The organism is Saccharibacillus sp. O23, from assembly GCF_002205895.1.
Classification (GTDB): domain Bacteria; phylum Bacillota; class Bacilli; order Paenibacillales; family Paenibacillaceae; genus Saccharibacillus.
The window spans coordinates 93,645-112,147 of the sequence record NZ_NJDE01000006.1; the positions used below are offsets into that span (position 1 = coordinate 93,645).

At 57.4% G+C, this 18,503-nt stretch carries 13 protein-coding genes; 8 read left to right on the forward strand and 5 right to left on the reverse strand.

Annotated features, from left to right (window positions below):
- Window positions 1–264 precede the first annotated feature (264 nt).
- Window positions 265–783, reverse strand: a complete 519-nt coding sequence (locus CDO73_RS08290) for an antibiotic biosynthesis monooxygenase family protein (protein ID WP_088488055.1) — start codon at window positions 781–783, stop codon at window positions 265–267.
- Between the two features lie 334 nt (window positions 784–1,117).
- Here CDO73_RS08290 and CDO73_RS08295 point away from each other — a divergent pair, with 334 nt between their 5' ends.
- Complete coding sequence (locus CDO73_RS08295; protein ID WP_088488056.1) at window positions 1,118–2,809, forward strand: methyl-accepting chemotaxis protein; 1,692 nt, start codon at window positions 1,118–1,120, stop codon at window positions 2,807–2,809.
- A 1,207-nt stretch (window positions 2,810–4,016) separates the two neighbouring features.
- Window positions 4,017–6,566, forward strand: coding sequence for an InlB B-repeat-containing protein (locus CDO73_RS08300; RefSeq protein WP_179218624.1), 2,550 nt, complete (start codon window positions 4,017–4,019; stop codon window positions 6,564–6,566).
- Between the two features lie 141 nt (window positions 6,567–6,707).
- Here the strand turns inward: CDO73_RS08300 and CDO73_RS08305 are convergent, their stop codons facing one another.
- Entirely contained in the window at window positions 6,708–8,066 is a 1,359-nt protein-coding gene (locus CDO73_RS08305) for a response regulator transcription factor (protein ID WP_179218625.1), read from the reverse strand.
- 73 nt (window positions 8,067–8,139) lie between these two features.
- Window positions 8,140–10,134, reverse strand: a complete 1,995-nt coding sequence (locus CDO73_RS08310) for a cache domain-containing sensor histidine kinase (RefSeq protein ID WP_088488059.1) — start codon at window positions 10,132–10,134, stop codon at window positions 8,140–8,142.
- Window positions 10,135–10,306: 172 nt separating this feature from the next.
- Between CDO73_RS08310 and CDO73_RS08315 the strand changes: the two genes are divergently transcribed.
- From CDO73_RS08315 to CDO73_RS08330, 4 genes are all read left to right on the forward strand, one after another.
- Window positions 10,307–11,155 carry a carbohydrate ABC transporter permease gene (locus CDO73_RS08315; RefSeq protein ID WP_088488140.1) on the forward strand — a complete coding sequence of 283 codons (849 nt, stop codon included), beginning with the start codon at window positions 10,307–10,309 and terminating at the stop codon, window positions 11,153–11,155.
- Window positions 11,156–11,995, forward strand: a complete 840-nt coding sequence (locus CDO73_RS08320; protein ID WP_088488060.1) for a carbohydrate ABC transporter permease — start codon at window positions 11,156–11,158, stop codon at window positions 11,993–11,995.
- A 138-nt stretch (window positions 11,996–12,133) separates the two neighbouring features.
- Window positions 12,134–13,480, forward strand: a complete 1,347-nt coding sequence (locus tag CDO73_RS08325; RefSeq protein ID WP_256972617.1) for an ABC transporter substrate-binding protein — start codon at window positions 12,134–12,136, stop codon at window positions 13,478–13,480.
- A 194-nt stretch (window positions 13,481–13,674) separates the two neighbouring features.
- Window positions 13,675–14,088 carry a hypothetical protein gene (locus tag CDO73_RS08330; RefSeq protein ID WP_088488061.1) on the forward strand — a complete coding sequence of 138 codons (414 nt, stop codon included), beginning with the start codon at window positions 13,675–13,677 and terminating at the stop codon, window positions 14,086–14,088.
- An 87-nt stretch (window positions 14,089–14,175) separates the two neighbouring features.
- Here the strand turns inward: CDO73_RS08330 and CDO73_RS08335 are convergent, their stop codons facing one another.
- A complete protein-coding gene (locus tag CDO73_RS08335; RefSeq protein ID WP_088488062.1) occupies window positions 14,176–14,691 on the reverse strand; it encodes a hypothetical protein in 516 nt (171 codons plus the stop codon).
- A gap of 72 nt (window positions 14,692–14,763) precedes the next feature.
- A complete protein-coding gene (locus tag CDO73_RS08340) occupies window positions 14,764–15,651 on the reverse strand; it encodes a LysR family transcriptional regulator (RefSeq protein WP_088488063.1) in 888 nt (295 codons plus the stop codon).
- A gap of 119 nt (window positions 15,652–15,770) precedes the next feature.
- Here CDO73_RS08340 and CDO73_RS08345 point away from each other — a divergent pair, with 119 nt between their 5' ends.
- Window positions 15,771–16,928, forward strand: coding sequence for an MFS transporter (locus tag CDO73_RS08345; RefSeq protein ID WP_088488064.1), 1,158 nt, complete (start codon window positions 15,771–15,773; stop codon window positions 16,926–16,928).
- A 204-nt stretch (window positions 16,929–17,132) separates the two neighbouring features.
- The gene (locus CDO73_RS08350; protein WP_088488065.1) at window positions 17,133–18,374 is read left to right on the forward strand and encodes a GTP-binding protein; all 1,242 of its coding nucleotides are present in this window, start codon (window positions 17,133–17,135) and stop codon (window positions 18,372–18,374) included.
- Window positions 18,375–18,503: the final 129 nt, after the last annotated feature.

Below are 18,503 nucleotides of genomic sequence, written 5' to 3' on the forward strand. Positions count from 1 at the left end.
CCGCCCGCGGCACCTTTCCCGAAGATGCGCCGAACGGCTTGTTTTCAAATCCGGATGTCGCTTTTCCCACTGTTCGTACCCCTCGATTCGTTGATCTTCCGTCCGAAACCCGATTCCATAAATGTATCATGTCCGCTTGAGAAGCGTCAAAGGAATCGGCACTTTTTTTATCTTTTCGAGCGCCCGCCGAACAGGCAAAAAGCCGCCCGGACCTCTCCCGAAGGAGGGCCGAGCGGCTCGGAACGGCGACTTGAACTCATCGGATCAGCATTTCGCGGAATTGCCCGTTTCCGGCGGCGCTACGCGATAAGTCGTCACGAACGACGGACGGGGGAAAATGTTCGGGCGCTGCTGCGTGATTCCTTCCGGCTGGTCTCTTTTCTGATGCGCGTGGTTGTAAGCTTCGGAGTTCTGCCAGCCTTGGAAACTTTCTTCGTCTTTCCAGACGGTCAAGATGACGTAGGTGTCGCCTTGAAGCGGACGAAGCACCCGAATTCCGGCGAAACCGGGCATCCCTTCGACGCGGCGGGCGCGTCCGAGGAACCGTTCTTCGAACGCGGAGCGTCCGTCTTCGTTTACCGGGATATTGTTCATGACGGCAAATCCGCCGGAGAGCGTGCCCGCGCTGTCGATCGCTTGATAAGCGGATCGGGAATCGATCGACGTATCCGGAGGCGAGACGGCTTCGAACAGATGCAGCGTTTCGTTCTCGCCGGTCAGCGTGTAGAGGTTGTCGAGCTGCGGATCTTCCGGCAGCGCGTCGTGGAATAAGTATACGAACATGCGAATCAACCTGCCTTTGCGTCAAAATAGGAATCCGTACCGGCATCGGGCGCTTTTCCGAAAAGCACGGGAGCGCGCCGAGCCCTACTCTCATTATACCCTTTCGCGCCGAGAAGAAGCGGCAGGCGTCGAATCGTTTTCAACTTGTGTCGAACCTTGCTGAAAATTGTTTCAAATTTTATTTATGAGTCCAAATAACCAAAAGTACTAGTCGTAAAGTCACTGGAACGCTCTGAAGTCACCAAAAGGCCCAGAACCGCGCTGCACGAGATGCGTCTTGCCGCCTGCCTGGGAATAACGAACACCCAAATTCACGGATAGGCGGGAAAACGCGATGAAAATGACGATCGGAAAAAGGTTGTATGCCGGGTTCGCCGGCGTATTGTTGATCACGCTCTCTCTGGCTTCGTTCAGCTTCTACGAGATCGAACAGGTGCATCGGAATTATAACGGACTGATCCAGCGGCAGAGCAACGAGATTCAGACGATCGCGGACATGAAATACGAAGCGACCGCGCAGGCGAAAAATCTTCGGGGATACCTCATCACGGGCAACGAAGAGCACGCACGGGCGTTCGAGCAAAACAAAATCGACATGTCGGCGGCGATGGAGCGCTTGAACGTCACGCTTACGGATAGCGAAGCGCAGGCGCTGCTCGGCCGGATCGGCGAAGCCGAACAGCAGTACGACGCCGTCGGGAAAAAGCTGATCGCGCTCAAAGAAGCGGGCGATACGGAAGGGTATACGCGAGTCGTCGAAGAAGAGTGCGTGCCGCTGGCCGACGGTCTCGCGGATCTGTCGCAGCAGCTCTACGATCTTCAGCATTCGCGCCTCGACGCCGCCGTGGCGGAAACGGCTTCGGACGTGCGGGGAATCGAAACGATCATTATCGTGCTGGTGGCCGCCGGACTCCTGCTCGGCGTGCTGATCGCTTATCTGATCGGCCGCAAGATCGCCCGTCCGGTGTCGCGGATCGCGGCCGAAGCGCAGCGCATCGCGCAGGGCGATCTGCGGGGCGGCAATCTGATCGTGGACAACCGCGACGAGATCGGCGAGATGGCGGAAGCGTTCAATAAGATGAAAAATAATCTGCGCGGTCTGATCGTGCGCATCGACGGCAGCTCGGAGCAGGTAGCCGATGCTTCGAGATCGCTGCTCCGACATTCCGAGCAGGCGACCGAAGCCGCGGATCACGTGACTTCGGCGATTCTGAGCGTGGCGAGCGGAGCCGAACGCCAGATGGCCGGCATGGACGAGAACCAGCTCGCGTTGACGGACGGCGGCACTCATCTTCGCCGCGTCGCCGACACGACTTCGGAAGTCTCGCAAGCGTCGATCGGAGCGCTCGAAGGCGCGCAGGAAGGCACGAAGCTGATCGGCGAGACGATGGAGCGCATGAAGACGGCGCGCGAAACGGTAGGACGTTCTTACGAAGCGGTCGGCGAATTGGGCCGCCAGTCCGAGCGGATCGTCGAGATCGTGCGGACGATCGGAGGCATCGCCGGGCAGACGAACCTGCTCGCGCTCAACGCTTCGATCGAAGCGGCCCGCGCGGGCGAGCACGGCCGGGGATTCGGCGTCGTGGCGGAAGAAGTCAAGAAGCTGGCCGAACAGTCGAAAACGGCTTCGACGGAAATCGAGTCGATCTTGAGCGGTATCGTCGAGCAGCTCCGGGACGCCGTCGAAGCGATGGCGGTCGGCACTCGCGAAGTGGAGAGCGGCGCGCAGACCGCGAATCTCGCGGGCGAATCGTTCTACCGCATCTACGGCTCGCTGGAAAGCATCACGGGTCGTATGCAGGAAGCGGCCTCGGCCGTCGAGCAGGTCTCCGCGGGCATGGAGCAGACGCTCGGTTCGGAACGCGAACTCAACGAACTGTCTCGCGACATCTCCGCCCGCTCTCAAGGCGTCGCCGCCGCTTCGCAGCAGCAGTTGGCTTCGATGCAGGAAGTCTCGGCTTCGGCGGAAGTGTTGAGCCGGCTGTCGGAAGAACTGCGGGGAGAAGTAGGACATTTTCAGGTGTGAGAAGCAGAAAGCCAAGCATAATAACGTACTGCTCTCTAACGAGCGGTACGTCTTTTTTGTTTCTTTTGCCTTAAATTGTATTATATAAAAGTTGATTTCAAATATTGTATTAGTTAGCAATCGACAGTGCGTGAAAGGGGGCATAGCGCAGTCTACGTCAAAGATCGGGTGAATACATGTGTTCAAAAACTGCGACTTTCATACAATAGGAGGACGACGCATGCAGCAGAATCGGGAACTGAAACAAGCCAGCCGAAAGATCGGGTTAGGGATGCTGGTATTGGTCGTTATTTTCGCGTTTTTGCCGTTCCGGCAGTCGATCGCTCAAGCTGATTCTTACTCTTCTTGGAAAGCATTGGAGGAAGAGGGCTTTTCGGTAGGGGCGATAGCTTCCCCATCTCTGAAAATCGATGCTGAAGGCATGCCGTACTTAGCTTATATTGATACGGACAATTCTGAACGAGTTGCGGTTGTGCGATATAACGGATCTTTCTGGGCTCCGGTAGGAACTCCCTACATTTCTTCGACTTACGCCCAATTTGTTACGATGGATATCGCTCAGAATGGAACCCCTTATGTGGCCTATACGGATATTTCCAGTTCAATGAAGGCAACCGTAAAACGATATAACGGAAATGCTTGGGAGAACGTAGGTAACGCGGCCTTTTCTTCTTCCTCAGCTTCGTATCTTTCTCTTGCGCTCAACCCAAGCGGGGTCCCGTATGTGTTATATCAAGACGGAGCGAATTCGAGCAAAGCTACTGTCATGAGGTTCAACGGAGCAGTATGGGAAGTAGTCGGCCAACCCGGTTTTTCAGCTGGACAGATTCAAGAAGGTTCAATTGCGTTCTCTTCGGAAGGTACGCCGTATGTAGCGTATTATGATATGTCAATTTCGAACAAGGCTGTAGTCATGAAGTACAACGGCACGGCTTGGCAATCGGTAGGTCAGCCGGGAATATCGGAAGATGCCGCTCCCTATCCGGTTATTGCGATCGCTTCTAACGGAGTTCCTTATTTAGCCTATCGGGACGCTTCGCAAGAGAATCGCGAAACCGTCAAGAAATATAACGGCACGGCTTGGGAAACAGTCGGCCAACCGGGTTTTTCGGCCGGGCTGATCTCTTCCAACTCCATTGTCATAAGCGCCGATGGAACCCCTTATGTCGGCTATTCGGATTCGGGTACTAATGGCGGAGCGACCGTCATGAAGTACAACGGAACGGCTTGGGAAAACGTGGGCGAACCCGGAGTTCCCGGCACTTCCGCTTACAGCGCGACTCTGGCGCTGAGTCCGAGCGGAATGCCGTATATCGCTTATCGCGACAGCCGTTATTCGCAAAGAGCCACGGTTATGAAATATGTCGGAGCTACTTACGCCGTAAACTTCGAAGCCAACGGAGGCAGCCCGGTAACCGCTCAGAATGTCAGCGCCAATGCTACGGCGACGGAGCCTTCCGCGCCGACGCGTACCGGTTATACCTTCGCGGGCTGGTATGGCGATAGCGCTCTGACGACGCCGTTCAACTTCAGCACGCCGATCACCGCCGATACGACGCTGTATGCAAATTGGACGGCCAAGGAGTATACGGTCAGCTTCAACAGCGGCGGAGGCAGCACCGTAAACAGCCAAAATGTCAAATATAATGAAGTCGCTGCGGAACCTTCCGCGCCGACGCGTACCGGTTATACCTTCGCGGGCTGGTATGGCGATAGCGCTCTGACGACGCCGTTCAACTTCAGCACGCCGATCACCGCCGATACGACGCTGTATGCAAAGTGGACGGCCGAAGAATATACGGTCAGCTTCAACAGCGGCGGAGGCAGCAGCGTAAACAGCCAGAACGTCAAATACAACGAAGTCGCTGCGGAACCTTCCGCGCCGACGCGAACCGGTTACACCTTCGCGGGTTGGTACAGCGACAGCGCTCTGACGACGCCGTTCAGCTTTGCCGCGCCGATCACGGCGAATACGACGCTGTACGCCAAATGGACGCCGGATACGTATACAGTAAGCTTCGATACCGACGGAGGTTCTTCCGTAAGTGCGCAAACGGTAAATTACGAGGAGATGGCGGTTATTCCGACGCCTTCGCCGACCCGAACCGGTTATGCTTTCGGAGGCTGGTATACCGACAGCGCACTCACGACACCGTTCGATTTCACGACGCCGATTACGCAAGATCGCACGCTGTACGCGAAATGGGCGACTAATAGTTATACCGTAAGCTACGAGACGAACGGCGGCAGCTCGGTGAACAGCGAGGCCGTCGATTATAACGGCAAAGCGACCAATCCGGCAGAACCGACGCGTACGGGATATACGTTCGCGGGCTGGTACGGCGATAGCGCTTTGACGACGTCATTCGATTTTGCTTCGCCGATTACCGGCGACACGACGATTTACGCGAAATGGGAGATCAAAGCGTATACCGTAAGCTACGAGACGAACGGCGGCAGCGCGGTAAGCAGTGAAACGGTCGACTACAATACCTCCGCGACCCAACCGATTGCGCCGACCCGAAGCGGTTATACGTTCGCGGGTTGGTACAGCGACAGCGCTTTGACGACGTCGTTCGATTTCGCCGCGCCGATTACGGCGGACACGACGCTGTACGCGAAATGGGCTTCCGCCAATGCGAAATTGACGGGCTTGTCCGTCAATCAGGGGACGCTCGATCCCGCATTTTCGGATGCCGTATTTACCTACCATGCGAGAAACGTGCCGAATAGCGTGACCGCTGTCGATGTGACGCTTACGCAAGCAGACCCGAATGCCGAACTTGCCGTAACGGGAGCGACCAAAGTGTCGTCCGTTGACGGAGTGTCGGTGTATCGCGTATCGGGTCTCGCAGTAGGCGCCAATTCGGTACAAATCAAGGTTACGGCGGAAGACAAATCGTTTACGGACTATTCGCTTACGATCGAGCGCGCGGCCGCGCCGGTATCGCCGACGACGCCTCCCGTAACGGAGCCGACGCCGACAACGCCGGTTCCGACGCCGGCACCAACACCTGCACCAACACCTGCACCGACGCCTGTTCCAACACCAGCACCAATACCTGCACCAACGCCGACGCCGAATCCGGCTCCTTCTGCGGTGCCGGTCTTCCAAGGCAGCGTCGTTGACGTTCCGGCTCTGGTGAATAAGATCTCGGCAGCCGCCAACGCCGCGCCGTCAAGCGGAGCCGCATTGACGGACACGAACGGACATTGGGCGCAGCAGGCGGTCGGAACCTTTGCCAGACTCGGATTCGTTACCGGCGATCCCGACGGAAGTTTCCGTCCGAACGACAGTATCACGCGCGCCGAATTCGCCGCGGTATTGGCGCGGATCTTCCCGGTCGGCCAAGCGACCGTAAGCTCTCCGGTCTTGAACGACGTCGGCAATCACTGGGCGAACGATTCGATTCGAAGCCTTGTCGGCATAGGCGTGCTGAAAGGCTACGGAGACGGCACGTTCAGACCCGACCGTACGATCAGCCGGGAAGAAATGGCTGCCGTATTGTCCCGGATCGTGGATCTGGATCAAGTCAACAAAGACGTCACGAAAGGCGAGTTCGCCGACCGTTCGCAGATCAGCGCTTATGCCGCGGACGCGGTGAAGCAGGCGGCGCAGGCCGGAATCGTCAGCGGCAAGCCGGGAGAGCGTTTCGATCCGAAAGGACAAAGCTCCCGTGCCGAAGCGATCGTTATGCTGACGAACGCGTTGAATCTTGATCCTCAGATTTGGATGATCTTAAACAATCTCGATTAATCGGCAATAGGGTAATAGGCCCAGAGGAATAAAGACAGCAAGCTCCGTAAGATTTTGAAGTAGAATAAAAAAGCTTCCGCCGTTTATAGGCGGAAGCTTTTTTATGCGTTCGGATCATCGGCGGACGGGCGATCGCCGGATTCACCGATCCGCGCGCCGGAACTCGTTCGGCGAGCAGCCGGTCGTCTTCTTGAAGACGCGGCTGAAGTATTTCTCGTCCTGATAGCCGACGAGTTCGGCGATGCGCACGACCGTCATGTCGGAATCGCGCAGCAGGCGCTTGGCGCGTTCGAGGCGGACGTTCGCCAGATAGTCGAACACGTTCTCGCCGAATTCGCGTTTGAAGCGGCGGGAGATGTATTCGCGGCTCAGGAAGAAGCGGTCCGCGAGATCCTGAAGCGTCAGATCTTCGCGGTAGTGTTCGCGGATATAAGCGGCGATATCTTCCATGACGCCCGCGCCCGCGGCTCCGGCGGGGCCGCCTTCGAAGGCGTGGATGTAGCGGGCTTCCGATTCGAGACTCGCGGAAGCCGCGCCGGCTGCCTCGAAGCCGCCCGCCCGAGCGCCGAAACCGTTACGCGACGCGGCCGCTCCGCCGGTTCCCGCCTGCACGGCCTGCCCCCGGTTCAGCGCTTCTTCCGCTTGCAGGTAAGAAGCGCGCAGCCCTTCGGCCAGCCCGTCGGCGCAGCCGCCGAGCCCGAAATGCAGCGGCTCGCCGAGCACGTTCGCCAAGCCCGCGTTGATGCGGGCAAGCTTCTCTCCGGCGTGAGCCGCGCCGGCCCAGAAGAAGATCGCCATCTCGCGTTCGCGGCCGAGATTGCGGAACGCGTAGCCGCTTCGCCCGTGGCCGAGCACTTCGTTGGCCACGTTCGCCAACGTGAAGAACAGCAGATCCGCGCGCCCCGAGTAGCGCAGCCAGAGCGGCGAATGTTCGCCCAGCCGAACGACGGCGCTGCGCACCGTTCCCGGATTTTCGTCCAGCGCGAACTCGCCGGCCAATTCGCGGCCCGCGCCGGCTCGCGCCGCCGGACCGCCGAGCAGGTCCGAACACAGCTTGTCCCGGTACACCGGCTTGAAGCGGTTGACTTCCATCATCTGTTCGCGAAGCTGCCGGCTTCTTTCTTCGCCGACCCGCCAACTGTCGACCGCCCGGGCGAAAGCCGCATTGAGCTGATCGCCGTCGATCGGCTTCAGCAGATAATCCATGCCGCCGTAACGCAGCGTCTGACGCGCGAAATCGAAATCGCCGTGCCCGCTGATGACCAGCGTCTTGGTCTCCGGCGCGCTGCGGCTGATCCATTCCAGCAGATCGATCCCGCCGCCGGCGGGCATGATCATGTCCGTCAAGACGATCTGCGGGGCATGCCGTTCGATCATCGATATCGCTTCGCGTCCGCTCGAAGCTTCCAACACTTCGGCGGAATCGTATAATTCCCAATCGATCAGCAGGCGGATGGCCTCTCTGACATGGGCTTCGTCGTCTACGATAAGAACTTTCATGCGAGGCCTCCTCCCGGCGGCGAATACGTCGAATGCCGCCATGCACGTTCCTTCTTCTATTCCCCGTAATCCGTTACTTGCGAATCTCTTCGGCTGCGTATAGAGGAATCCGGAGCGTCACCTGCAGGCCGCCCTCCAGCGACCGGCTCAGGAAGACGGCGGCCGAATCGCCGAAGTACAAGCGCAGCCGATCGCCGACGCTGCGAAGACCGATCTGCGGCGATTCCGTATTCTGTCCGAATACCAACGGCCGGTCCAGCATGTCTTGCAGTTCCCGCCGGCGCTCCGGCTCGATGCCGGGGCCGTTGTCCGCCACGATCACGATCAGTTCGCTGCGACGCCGGGACGGGCGCGACTGCACGTTCTCTTCGCTGCCGAATCGGTCGGTCGCGCCGTCTTTTTCCGGATCGAGAGCCTCGATATCGAAAGTCTCGAATTCGTCCGCGTCTTCGGCGAAAGGCCGCATGGCTTCCGTATCCGGCTGCCCCGTGGCTTGCTGCGGCCCTTCCGGCTGCTGACGCAAGTAAGCCCTGATCCGCAGCACGCCTTCTTGTTCGAGCGTCTCGCCGGCATGCTTGAAATAATTTTCGGCCAACGGCTGAAGAATCATGCGCGGAACCTCGATCCGGCGGGCTTCCTGTTCGACTTCGAGCGAGAAGCGGAAATTGCCTCTGAACCGGTGCTGCTGAAGGCCCAGATAGTCCTGCACGTATTCGATCTCCCGGCTGAGCGGCACGAAAGCGTCGCCCACGTGCATATTGTAATGCATCATGCGGCCGAGCGAAGAGATCAAGCCGTAGACTTCTTTGTCGCCTTTGCGCAGCGCGAGCGTCGCGATCGATTGCAGCGCATTATTGAGAAAATGCGGATTGACTTGCGCTTCGAGCGCCCGAAGCTGATTCGTTTTGTTCATGATCTCCAACCGGTACTGTTTCAAGATCGAATCGTTCAATCGCCTCACCATGCCTTCGAACCGCCGGGACAGCACGCCGAATTCGTCGGTACGGTTCGTTTCGAGTTCCAGCGGCAGACCGCCGGATTCCACCTGCTGCATGCCGCGGATCAATTTGCGGATCGGTTGGGTGAATTTGAGCGAGATGAAGGCCGTCGCCACGACGACCACGATCAGCGACAGCGCGCCTACGCCGGCGTTAAGCAGTAGAATCTGCCGCTCGCGGCGGTACAGCGTGTCGGTGTCCACGCTCTTGACGAGCGTCCAATCGGCGAGCGGGCTGCGAACCCGTTCGTAGAACAGGAACGAATCTCGGCCGCTCTGCTGAGCGGTGTAGCCGGACTCGTCGGACGAGGCCAGCACCTCGTCGAGTCCCGGCAGGTTCGGTTTCTCGCCGAGCTGGGCCTGCTGCGATTCGGGTCCGACGATCAGTTTTCCTTCGCTGTTCACGATGTAGACCTGTTCGCCCTTAGATGCCAAACGATCGGTGAGCGAGCGCAGGAACGAGATATCGACGTCGATCGCCAGCATCCCGGCTTTTTTGTTGCGCGGAATATCGTAGACGACCCGATTGAACGTGAACACGTCGGTCGAACGGCCTTCTTTTTCCGGAATCATTCGATACGTGCCGGCCCGATGCGTGACGCCCGCAAAAGCCTGCACGTCCCATTTCCGATACTCCGGCAGTTGATCCTGCTTGGTGGGACCGTAAGGCTTGGCCGCGTAATAGAGGTAGGAATTGCTGCTCTTGTCGATATGGAGAAAGACTTGGTAGATGCCGTCCATCGCGTAATACGTCCGGCGCAGCATGCCCATGACGTCGCTCCGGTCGAGCGTCGCGTCTTCCACGTCCGATCCGGTCAAGATAATATCGATCAGCGTATCGCCGTAGACCGATTCGTCGTAGACCTGAAGCGAGAGCTTGTTGACCGTGTCGAGATAGTTGACGATATTGATCTGCCCTTGATACAGCAGACTGGCGTTGTCTTCTATGGCGCTGCGTTTCACGTTCTCTTTGGTCAGATTGTAGGCGACCAAGGCGGATAGCAGAATCGGCAGAGCCGTGGCGAAAACGAGAAACACGATCAGTTTGCCGCGAATGGAATGACGCAACATACAGCTCTCCTTTCTCCTAAACAAAGCGGGTCAATATAGTCCACTGTATTCGTCATTTATTTCCATGTTAACGCTTACTTTTTCCAAATATAATGAGTGCATACCTGAAAGACACTTAACCAAACGGGAGGTGCTTCGCTTGGCAGGCCGCAAACGGTGGTACGATTTATTCATGCAGAGCGTATTCTTGGGTCCATCGCTGCTTTTCTTCGTTGTTGTCGTCCTGATCCCGTTTTTTCTAGGCATGTATTATTCGTTTACCGATTGGAACGGCGTCGCGGTCACGGTCAACTGGGTAGGCGTCCGCAACTTCGCCGTCATGTTCGCGGACGCGAAGTTCTGGACTTCCTTCTGGTTCACGATCCGCTTCACGGTAGCCGTCGTGGTTCTGACCAACGTCATCGCTTTCGCTCTGGCGCTGCTGCTGGTCCAACCGCTTAAGATGCGCAATCTGCTGCGGACGCTCTTCTTCATTCCGAACGTCATCGGCGGACTGCTGCTCGGCTTCATCTGGCAGTTCATCTTTATCCGCGGTTTTGCGGCCGTCGGCAAAGCAACGGGGCTCGGATTCTTCAAGCTCGAATGGCTCGGCACGGAAGCGACGGGCTTCTGGGGCATCGTGATCGTATTCGTCTGGCAGGCCGCCGGCTACATGATGATCATCTACATCGCGGGCCTGATGAACGTCGACCGTTCGCTGATCGAAGCGGCCGAGATCGACGGAGCGGGTTACGGGCAGAAACTGCGGTTCATCACTTTGCCGCTGGTCATGCCGGCCATCACCGTCTGCTTGTTCCTGTCGATGTCGAACGCCTTCAAGATGTTCGACCTGAACTTGGCGCTGACTCGCGGCGGTCCGTTCGGTTCGACCGAATCGCTGGCGCTGAACATCTATAACGAAGCCTTCACGAACAGCAACTACGGGCTCGGTACGGCGAAAGCGCTGCTGTTCTTCGTCATCGTGGCGCTCGTCTCGTCGCTGCAAGTCTGGTTCACGAAGAGAAGGGAGGTGCAGTCGTAAGTGGAAACGTCACGCAGATATTCCTGGCGCACGCTGCTGCTGGAGGTCGTCACCGTCCTCGTGGCCCTGATGTTCTTGGTTCCTTTCTACTTCGTGGTCGTCAACTCCTTGAAGAAGTTCGCCGATATCTTGAAAGATTCGGCCGCGCTTCCCAAAGCCGTCACCTTCGACAACTTCAAGAACGCGTGGAGAATTCTCGATTTTCCGCATGCTTTCACGAACTCGCTCGTGATCACGGTCTTGGCCAACGTGCTGCTGGCGCTGTTCTGTTCGATGGCCGCCTACCGGTTGGTCCGGCATCCGAGCCGCTTCAATAATATCGTATTCATGGCGTTCGTCGCGGCGATGGTCATTCCGTTCCAGTCGATCATGATCCCGCTGGTACGGGTCGCGGCCAACTTGAATCTGACGAACAACCTGCCGGGCCTGATCATCTGTTATCTGGGATTCGGCGCTTCGCTCACCATCTTCTTGTTCCACGGTTTCGTCAAATCGGTACCGATCGAGATCGAAGAAGCGGGAATTGTGGACGGATGCTCGCCGTTCGGCGTCTTCTTCCGAATCGTGCTGCCGCTGCTGAAACCGATGGTCGTGACCGTATTCATCTTGAATACGCTGTGGATCTGGAACGACTTCCTGCTGCCGCTCCTGATCGTCGGAGGCAACGCAGAGCTCCGAACGATTCCGCTGGCCACCAACGCTTTCTTCTCGCAGTATACGAAGCAGTGGGACTTGGCGCTGGCGGGACTGCTGATGGGCATCGCGCCGATCATCATTTTCTTCCTGGCTCTTCAGAAACATATCATCGCCGGCATCGCCGCCGGAGCCGTCAAAGGCTGACTAAGGGTAAGCGGAGACCGCCTTTGGCGGATTCCTTAAATAGAGCATTCTTATTGTAAACGCTTACTGCCTTAATGAAAAGAGCCGTTCAGATCGAGGGGAGCAACGTTTCGCCACACAACAAAGGAGGCTGTACACGTGAAAAAGAAAAGCTTTCTGAGCCTGATGCTTGTACTCATGATCTCGATTCTCGCCGCTTGCGGCGGAGGGGGCGGCATGCCGAACCCGAACGCGACGACGGGAACCGACACCAAGACCGACACGGCGACCGATACCAAAACGGAACCGGCGACCGGAACCGACGCGGCTTCTTCCAACGTCACGCTGAAAATGTTCCAATTCAAAGTCGAAATCGCGGACGCGATGGAGAAACTGTTGGCCGAATACAAAAAAGAAACCGGCGTCAACATCACGATCGAAACGGTCGGCGGCGGCGCGGACTACGGCGCGGCGCTGAAAGCCAAATTCGCTTCGGGCGACGAGCCGGACATCTTCAACAACGGCGGCTATAACGAAGCTCAGCTCTGGAAAGACCGCATGGAAGATCTGTCGGATCAGCCGTGGGTGGCCGATCTGAGCGACAACGTCAAAGATCCGATGACGATGGACGGCAAACTGTACGGCCTGCCGATGAACATCGAAGGTTACGGCTTCCTGTACAACAAAGCGCTGTTCGAGAAAGCCGGCATCACGGAGCTGCCGACGACGCTTACGGAACTGCGCGCCGCGGCTCAGAAACTCAAAGACGCCGGCATCACGCCGTTCGAGAACGGCTACCAAGAATGGTGGGTCATCGGGCAGCACTTGGTGAACGACGCTTACGCCAAACAGGACGATCCGGATAAATTCATCGCGGATTGGAGAGAAGGCAAGACTTCGGTCACGGACAACAAGATCTTCAACGAATGGATCAATCTCGTCGACCTGACGATGGAATTCAGCAACGACCGTCCGCTGACGACCGACTACAATACGCAGATGACGGAATTCGCTTCCGGCATGGCGGCCATGACGCAGCAGGGCAACTGGACGCAGGTTCAGATCGACGGAATCGATCCCGAACTGCAAGTCGGCGTACTGCCGATGCCGATCAACGACGACGAGAAGCTGAACGACAACATCTTCGTCGGCGTGCCGAACAACTGGGTCGTCAACAAGAACTCGCCGAACAAAGAAGAAGCGAAGAAATTCCTCAACTGGATGGTCACTTCCGAGACGGGCAAGAAGTACACCGTCGACGAATTCAAATTCATCCCGGCGCTCAAATCGATCACGTACGAACCAGAACAGCTTGGTACGATCGCGGCCAGCATCCAAGAGTACGTCCAAGCCGACAAAACGCTGGGCTGGCAGTGGCCTAAGCTGCCGGACGGCACGAACCAAGAGTTCGGCGCTCTGATGCAAGCTTATGTAGCGAAGAAGATCACGAAGGAAGAACTGTTCAAACAAATGGACGAAACGGTGCTGAAATTGGCGAAGAAATAAGCGTTCGAGCACCAGAGGTTAGCGAATAAGGGCACACGGGAAAAGCCGTTCTTTCGAGCAGAGATGCTTGAAAGGACGGCTTTTCGATTTGCGGCGGCGACACTCGAACGGTAAACTAGGGACAAACGCCCACTGCTGCCGGTAAGAAAAAGAATCGTTTTTTCTGCCGAAATCCCGAGTAATCGAGGTGTCTGATGCGTTCCATTTTTTTAATCCTTATCGCTGCCGTACTGCTGGTTTCCTGCGACGGCCGTTCGGCGGAGGTCGAACAAGAACTGACTTATCATGACGTTCAGGAATTGGGAGGAATCCCGGTCCCTGACGAAGCGAAGCAAACGGCGCTGGACCCTGCGGCACAATCAGGATACTACGAAGTCTCCCGACCTTTCGAAACGTTTTATGCGGATTATCACGATAAGCTGAAACAAGAAGGTTGGAAAGTAAGCGAAGTCGAAAGCCATAAAGTCGTCGCCGCGGAGAAAAACGACACGAAACTTCTGGTGATCGTGACGCGGCTTAAAGGTTCGGACGAAGCCTCTAATCTGGTTTTCCGAGCGTATCCGAAAAGTCTGGATCAGCCCAAGTCTTCGGAAAACGAAGGAAGTTGAAAAAAAGCGGATTTCATGGGCGAGAGAGCCTGCGAAATCCGCTTTTACATATCCGTATACAGGGAAGAAGGAGAGTCGACTGCCGGATCAGCGCGGAATCTTCTCGGCTTTCAACGCCAGCGTCTCGTCGGTTCCCGGCTCGTTTTCGTATCCTGCGGCGCTGAAGCCCGCATACAGCGTGATCTCTCCGTCGTCTTCGAACAACTGTTTGATCTGCGCCTGCGAAGATTTCAGCGAGATCGGTTCGGTCAGCCATTCGTCTTTTTTCAATTCCTTAGAGATCGCGACCGTATTGACCGCTATCGGATCTCCGACCGGTTTGCCGTCCAATCTCATGCCGCCGATAAACAGCGGGCTGCCGTGTTCGATCGTGATCTCGGGTTGATCGCCGATATAGCGCAGACCGGCTTCCAGCGAGATCGCGTTATCGCCTTCTGCGATACGATCGACGGTCAGTCGAAGTTCGAATTCGTTATCCGCGACGCGTTTGACGGCGACGGCTTGATCCGGGTCTTCGGTCACCGAGTCCGGCTTGTCGTCGGCGGAGCAGGCGGACAGCAGCAGGGATAACAGGGCGAGCAGCGGGAAAACGCGAAGTTTCATCGAACGGTAAGCCCCTTTCTCCGTAGCGTTTAACCTATAGACGACGCAGAGTGGCGAAAGGTTCTAGCAGACTTAGAATTCGGCGAAATAATCGGTCAACCAACGAATCAGTTCCCGCTGCGCGCCGGTGAGAAACCGGTCGGCATAATAGGTCAGTTCCATATGCCGGACCGGTTCCGTTCCCGAGAGCGGGAGCGCCGCGATATCCGGATATTCGGCGGCATTTCGCGCGATCAGGCCGGCGGGCTGGATCGTCGCGCCGATACCGGCGGAAACGAGCTGAAGCAGAGAAGCGGCGGAAGCCGTCTCCATCGCCGTCGACAGTTCGAAGCCCAGCTTGCGGCAGGTATCGTCGACCAGATCGCGGCCCGTGTACCCTTTGGGGTACATGACCAGCGGGTAATCTTTCAGATCTTCGAGCGAAATGCGCGTTCTTGCGGCCAGCTCGCTGTCGGAACGGACGAACAGGCGATAAGGTTCCGAGCCGAGCGGAATCCGCACGAGCCGTTCGTCGGCCGAGCCTCGAAGTCCGATGCCCAGATCGACTTTGTGGCCCAGCACCTCGTCATGCGCGAAAATGGTCGAGATCACCTGCAATCGGGTATCGGGATATTTGGTCTTGAAACGAACGAACAGCGGCACCAGCCGAAAATCGAGATCCGAAGGCAGCACGGCCAAGCGGATCTCGCCGCTGCTGCCCGACCGGAGTTCGTTCGCGGCGGTTCGGATATCGGATTCCGCCTGAAGCATCCGCGTGCCGTAATGTTTGAGCATTTTGCCGGCTTCGGTCGCGACGACTTTCTTGCCGATCCGATCGAACAGAGGCACGCCGAGTTCGCCTTCGAGCGCCCGGATCTGCTGGCTGAGCGTAGGTTGGGAAATGCCTAATTCTTCTGCCGCTCGGGTAAAATGCAGGTGCTCGTAGACCGCCATGAAGTATTGAATATTCCGGGTATCCATAGGTTCGCTTCGCCTCTATCATTGGTTTTTACTATCATAATAATAAGAATAATAGAATTGATCAATGATTAGCCTTTGCTTATACTGATCGCATCAGATTAAGCATGGAGGCGAGAACGATGAAAAAAGGATATGCGCTGCTGGCGATCGGCCTTGCGGCCTTAAATCTTAGACCGCTTATGACTTCGGTCGCTCCGCTGCTCGGCACGATTCAACGCGAGCTGGGCCTGAGCGGAGCGGCGGCGAGCTTGTTGACCACTCTGCCGGTGCTGTGCATGGGGCTGTTCGCGCCGCTGGCTGCAAGAATCGGAGACCGGATCGGCATGGAGCGCACGATTCGACTCTCGCTGCTGCTGATCGCCGCGATGACGGCGCTTCGGGCGGCGGGAAGTTCCGCCGCGCTCCTGATCTTGACCGCGATCGTCGGCGGGATCGGAATCAGTCTGGCCGGACCGCTGCTGTCGGCTTTCGTCAAAAAGACGTTCCCGACCCGTCCGGCCGTCGTCAGCGTCTATTCGGCTTCGATGACGATCGGAGCCGCGCTGGCTTCGTCGTTGTCCGTGCCGGTATACGCGCGCAGCGGCGGCAGTCTAGAGGTCGCCTTGTCCGTCTGGGCCGTATTGGGCGTCGCGGCCGCGGCGCTCTGGTCCGGATTCGCGCGGCAGAGCGGCAAGGCGGAGGCGAAAGCGCGTTCCGTGCTGCCGCTCCGCAATCCTCAAGCCGTTAAGCTCACGCTGTTTTTCGGTCTGATGGCCGGCTTGTTCTATTCGTTCACCGCATGGATCGCGCCGATCGCGATCGAATTCGGCTATGCTCCGGACCGGGCCGCCGTTTTCCTGACCGTGTTTACCGTCATTCAGATTCCCGTTTCGCTGATCGCGCCGAATCTGTCGTCGCGGCTCGGCAGTCCCAGAGCGGTGCTGATCGCCTGCGGGCTGCTCGAGCTGACCGGCGTCGCCATGCTGCTGCTCGGACTGCCGATGCTGCTTGCCGTCATCGTGATCGGAATCGGGGCAGGCGGGTTGTTCCCGCTGGCTTTGATGCTGCCGATCGCGGAAGCCGGCACGCCGGAAGAAGCCGGCGGCTGGTCGGCGATGACTCAGGGCGGCGGCTACCTGATCGGCGCTTTCGGTCCGCTGACGATCGGCGCGCTGCGCGACGTCACGGGCGGCTTCGCGGGACCGCTGGCGTTCGTGCTAGTCGTGATCGCTGCGATGATCGCACTCCAGTGGAACATGACGCGCCGAGTCGAGCCGGAAGCGGAGCAAGCGGCGTGAGCGGCTTCTTTTTCTATTGAAGAAGAGGAAACGAGTATATAAAGCAAACGCGGACAGTCCGGTGTCCGTTTTGCGAATCGTTCCGACGACACGTCGTGTTGACAATGCGCGGAGGATAAGATTAAGATGGAACTCGTTAATAGTAATTATTACGATTAATCTTCATGCGCGAAAAATTATCCGAAAGCGAGCGTGAACTCGATCATGAACTCCTCCCTCCCGAATCTCGATCCGGCAAGAAGAAACAGCAACCCGGCCCCCCGTATCCCCGTCACCGTGCTCAGCGGCTACTTGGGCTCCGGCAAAACGACTCTGCTGAACCATGTGCTCAACAACCGCACCGGGCTAAAAGTGGCGGTCATCGTCAACGACATGAGCGAAGTCAATATCGACGCGGATCTGGTGCGCGAAGGCGGCGGGCTGTCGCGGATCGACGAGAAGCTGGTCGAGATGTCGAACGGCTGCATCTGCTGCACGCTGCGCGAAGATCTGCTGACGGAGGTCGAGCGTCTGGCGGAAGAAGGCCGATACGACTATATCCTGATCGAATCGACGGGCATCGGCGAGCCGGTTCCGGTGGCGCAGACGTTCAGCTACGTGGACGAAGAGAACGGCATCGACCTGACGAAGCTGACGCGGCTCGATACGATGGTCACGGTAGTCAACGCGGCGGAGTTCTGGCGGGATTATCAATCGCGGGAGAAACTGCGGGACCGCGGTCAGGAGGTCGCCGACGAAGACGAACGCACCATCGTCGATCTGCTGATCGAACAGGTCGAGTTCTGCGACGTGCTGATTCTGAACAAATGCGATCTGGTCGAGCCGGAAGAACTGGACCGTCTGGAACAGGTGCTGCGCAGTCTCCAACCGACGGCCAAGTTCATCCGTTCCGTACAAGGACGGGTCGATCCGGCGGAGATCCTGAACACCGGCCGTTTCGACTTCGAGCAGGCGAGCGCTTCGGCAGGCTGGATTCAAGAGCTGTCGAGAGACGAACATACGCCCGAGACGGAAGAGTACGGCATCCATTCGTTCGTGTATAAAAGAAAAGTGCCGTTCCATCCGGAACGCTTCGGCCGCTGGTTGGCGCGCTGGCCGGAAACCGTCGTGCGTTCCAAAGGCCTCGTGTGGATGGCGTTCGACAACCGCAAAGCGTATTCGTTCAGTCAGGCAGGCAGCTCGAAAGAATTCACCAGCGCGGGATTATGGGTATCTGCGCTGACGCCGGAAGAGCGCGCGTTCTACTTCGGCGAAGGCGAATCGCCGGAAAATTCGCCGGACTGGGACGAAAAATGGGGCGACCGCGTGACGAAGCTGGTGTTGATCGGAATCGGCATGGACCGCGAAGAAATCGAACGGTCGCTGGATGCCGTGCTGCTCACGACGGAAGAGATGCGGCAGGATTGGAAGCAGTTCCCGAATCCGTTTAAACCGGTCGTCACGTAAAAAGAAAATAAATTCTAAAATGAAGGAAATCAAATGACTACACCTAATAACGTATATGAAAGATTGCCTAGGGCGCATAAGTCTTAAAGAAAGAAGGGAATATCACGAAACGAAAAATTCGATCTTACT

Bases quoted from the DNA above. Each gene is read 5' to 3' on its own strand.
- CDO73_RS08290 (WP_088488055.1), bottom strand. From the start codon at position 783: ATGTTCGTATACTTATTCCACGACGCGCTGCCGGAAGATCCGCAGCTC.
- CDO73_RS08295 (WP_088488056.1), top strand. From the start codon at position 1,118: ATGAAAATGACGATCGGAAAAAGGTTGTATGCCGGGTTCGCCGGCGTA.
- CDO73_RS08300 (WP_179218624.1), top strand. From the start codon at position 4,017: ATGAAGTACAACGGAACGGCTTGGGAAAACGTGGGCGAACCCGGAGTT.
- CDO73_RS08305 (WP_179218625.1), bottom strand. From the start codon at position 8,066: ATGAAAGTTCTTATCGTAGACGACGAAGCCCATGTCAGAGAGGCCATC.
- CDO73_RS08310 (WP_088488059.1), bottom strand. From the start codon at position 10,134: ATGTTGCGTCATTCCATTCGCGGCAAACTGATCGTGTTTCTCGTTTTC.
- CDO73_RS08315 (WP_088488140.1), top strand. From the start codon at position 10,307: ATGCAGAGCGTATTCTTGGGTCCATCGCTGCTTTTCTTCGTTGTTGTC.
- CDO73_RS08330 (WP_088488061.1), top strand. From the start codon at position 13,675: ATGCGTTCCATTTTTTTAATCCTTATCGCTGCCGTACTGCTGGTTTCC.
- CDO73_RS08335 (WP_088488062.1), bottom strand. From the start codon at position 14,691: ATGAAACTTCGCGTTTTCCCGCTGCTCGCCCTGTTATCCCTGCTGCTG.
- CDO73_RS08340 (WP_088488063.1), bottom strand. From the start codon at position 15,651: ATGGATACCCGGAATATTCAATACTTCATGGCGGTCTACGAGCACCTG.
- CDO73_RS08345 (WP_088488064.1), top strand. From the start codon at position 15,771: ATGAAAAAAGGATATGCGCTGCTGGCGATCGGCCTTGCGGCCTTAAAT.
- CDO73_RS08350 (WP_088488065.1), top strand. From the start codon at position 17,133: ATGAACTCCTCCCTCCCGAATCTCGATCCGGCAAGAAGAAACAGCAAC.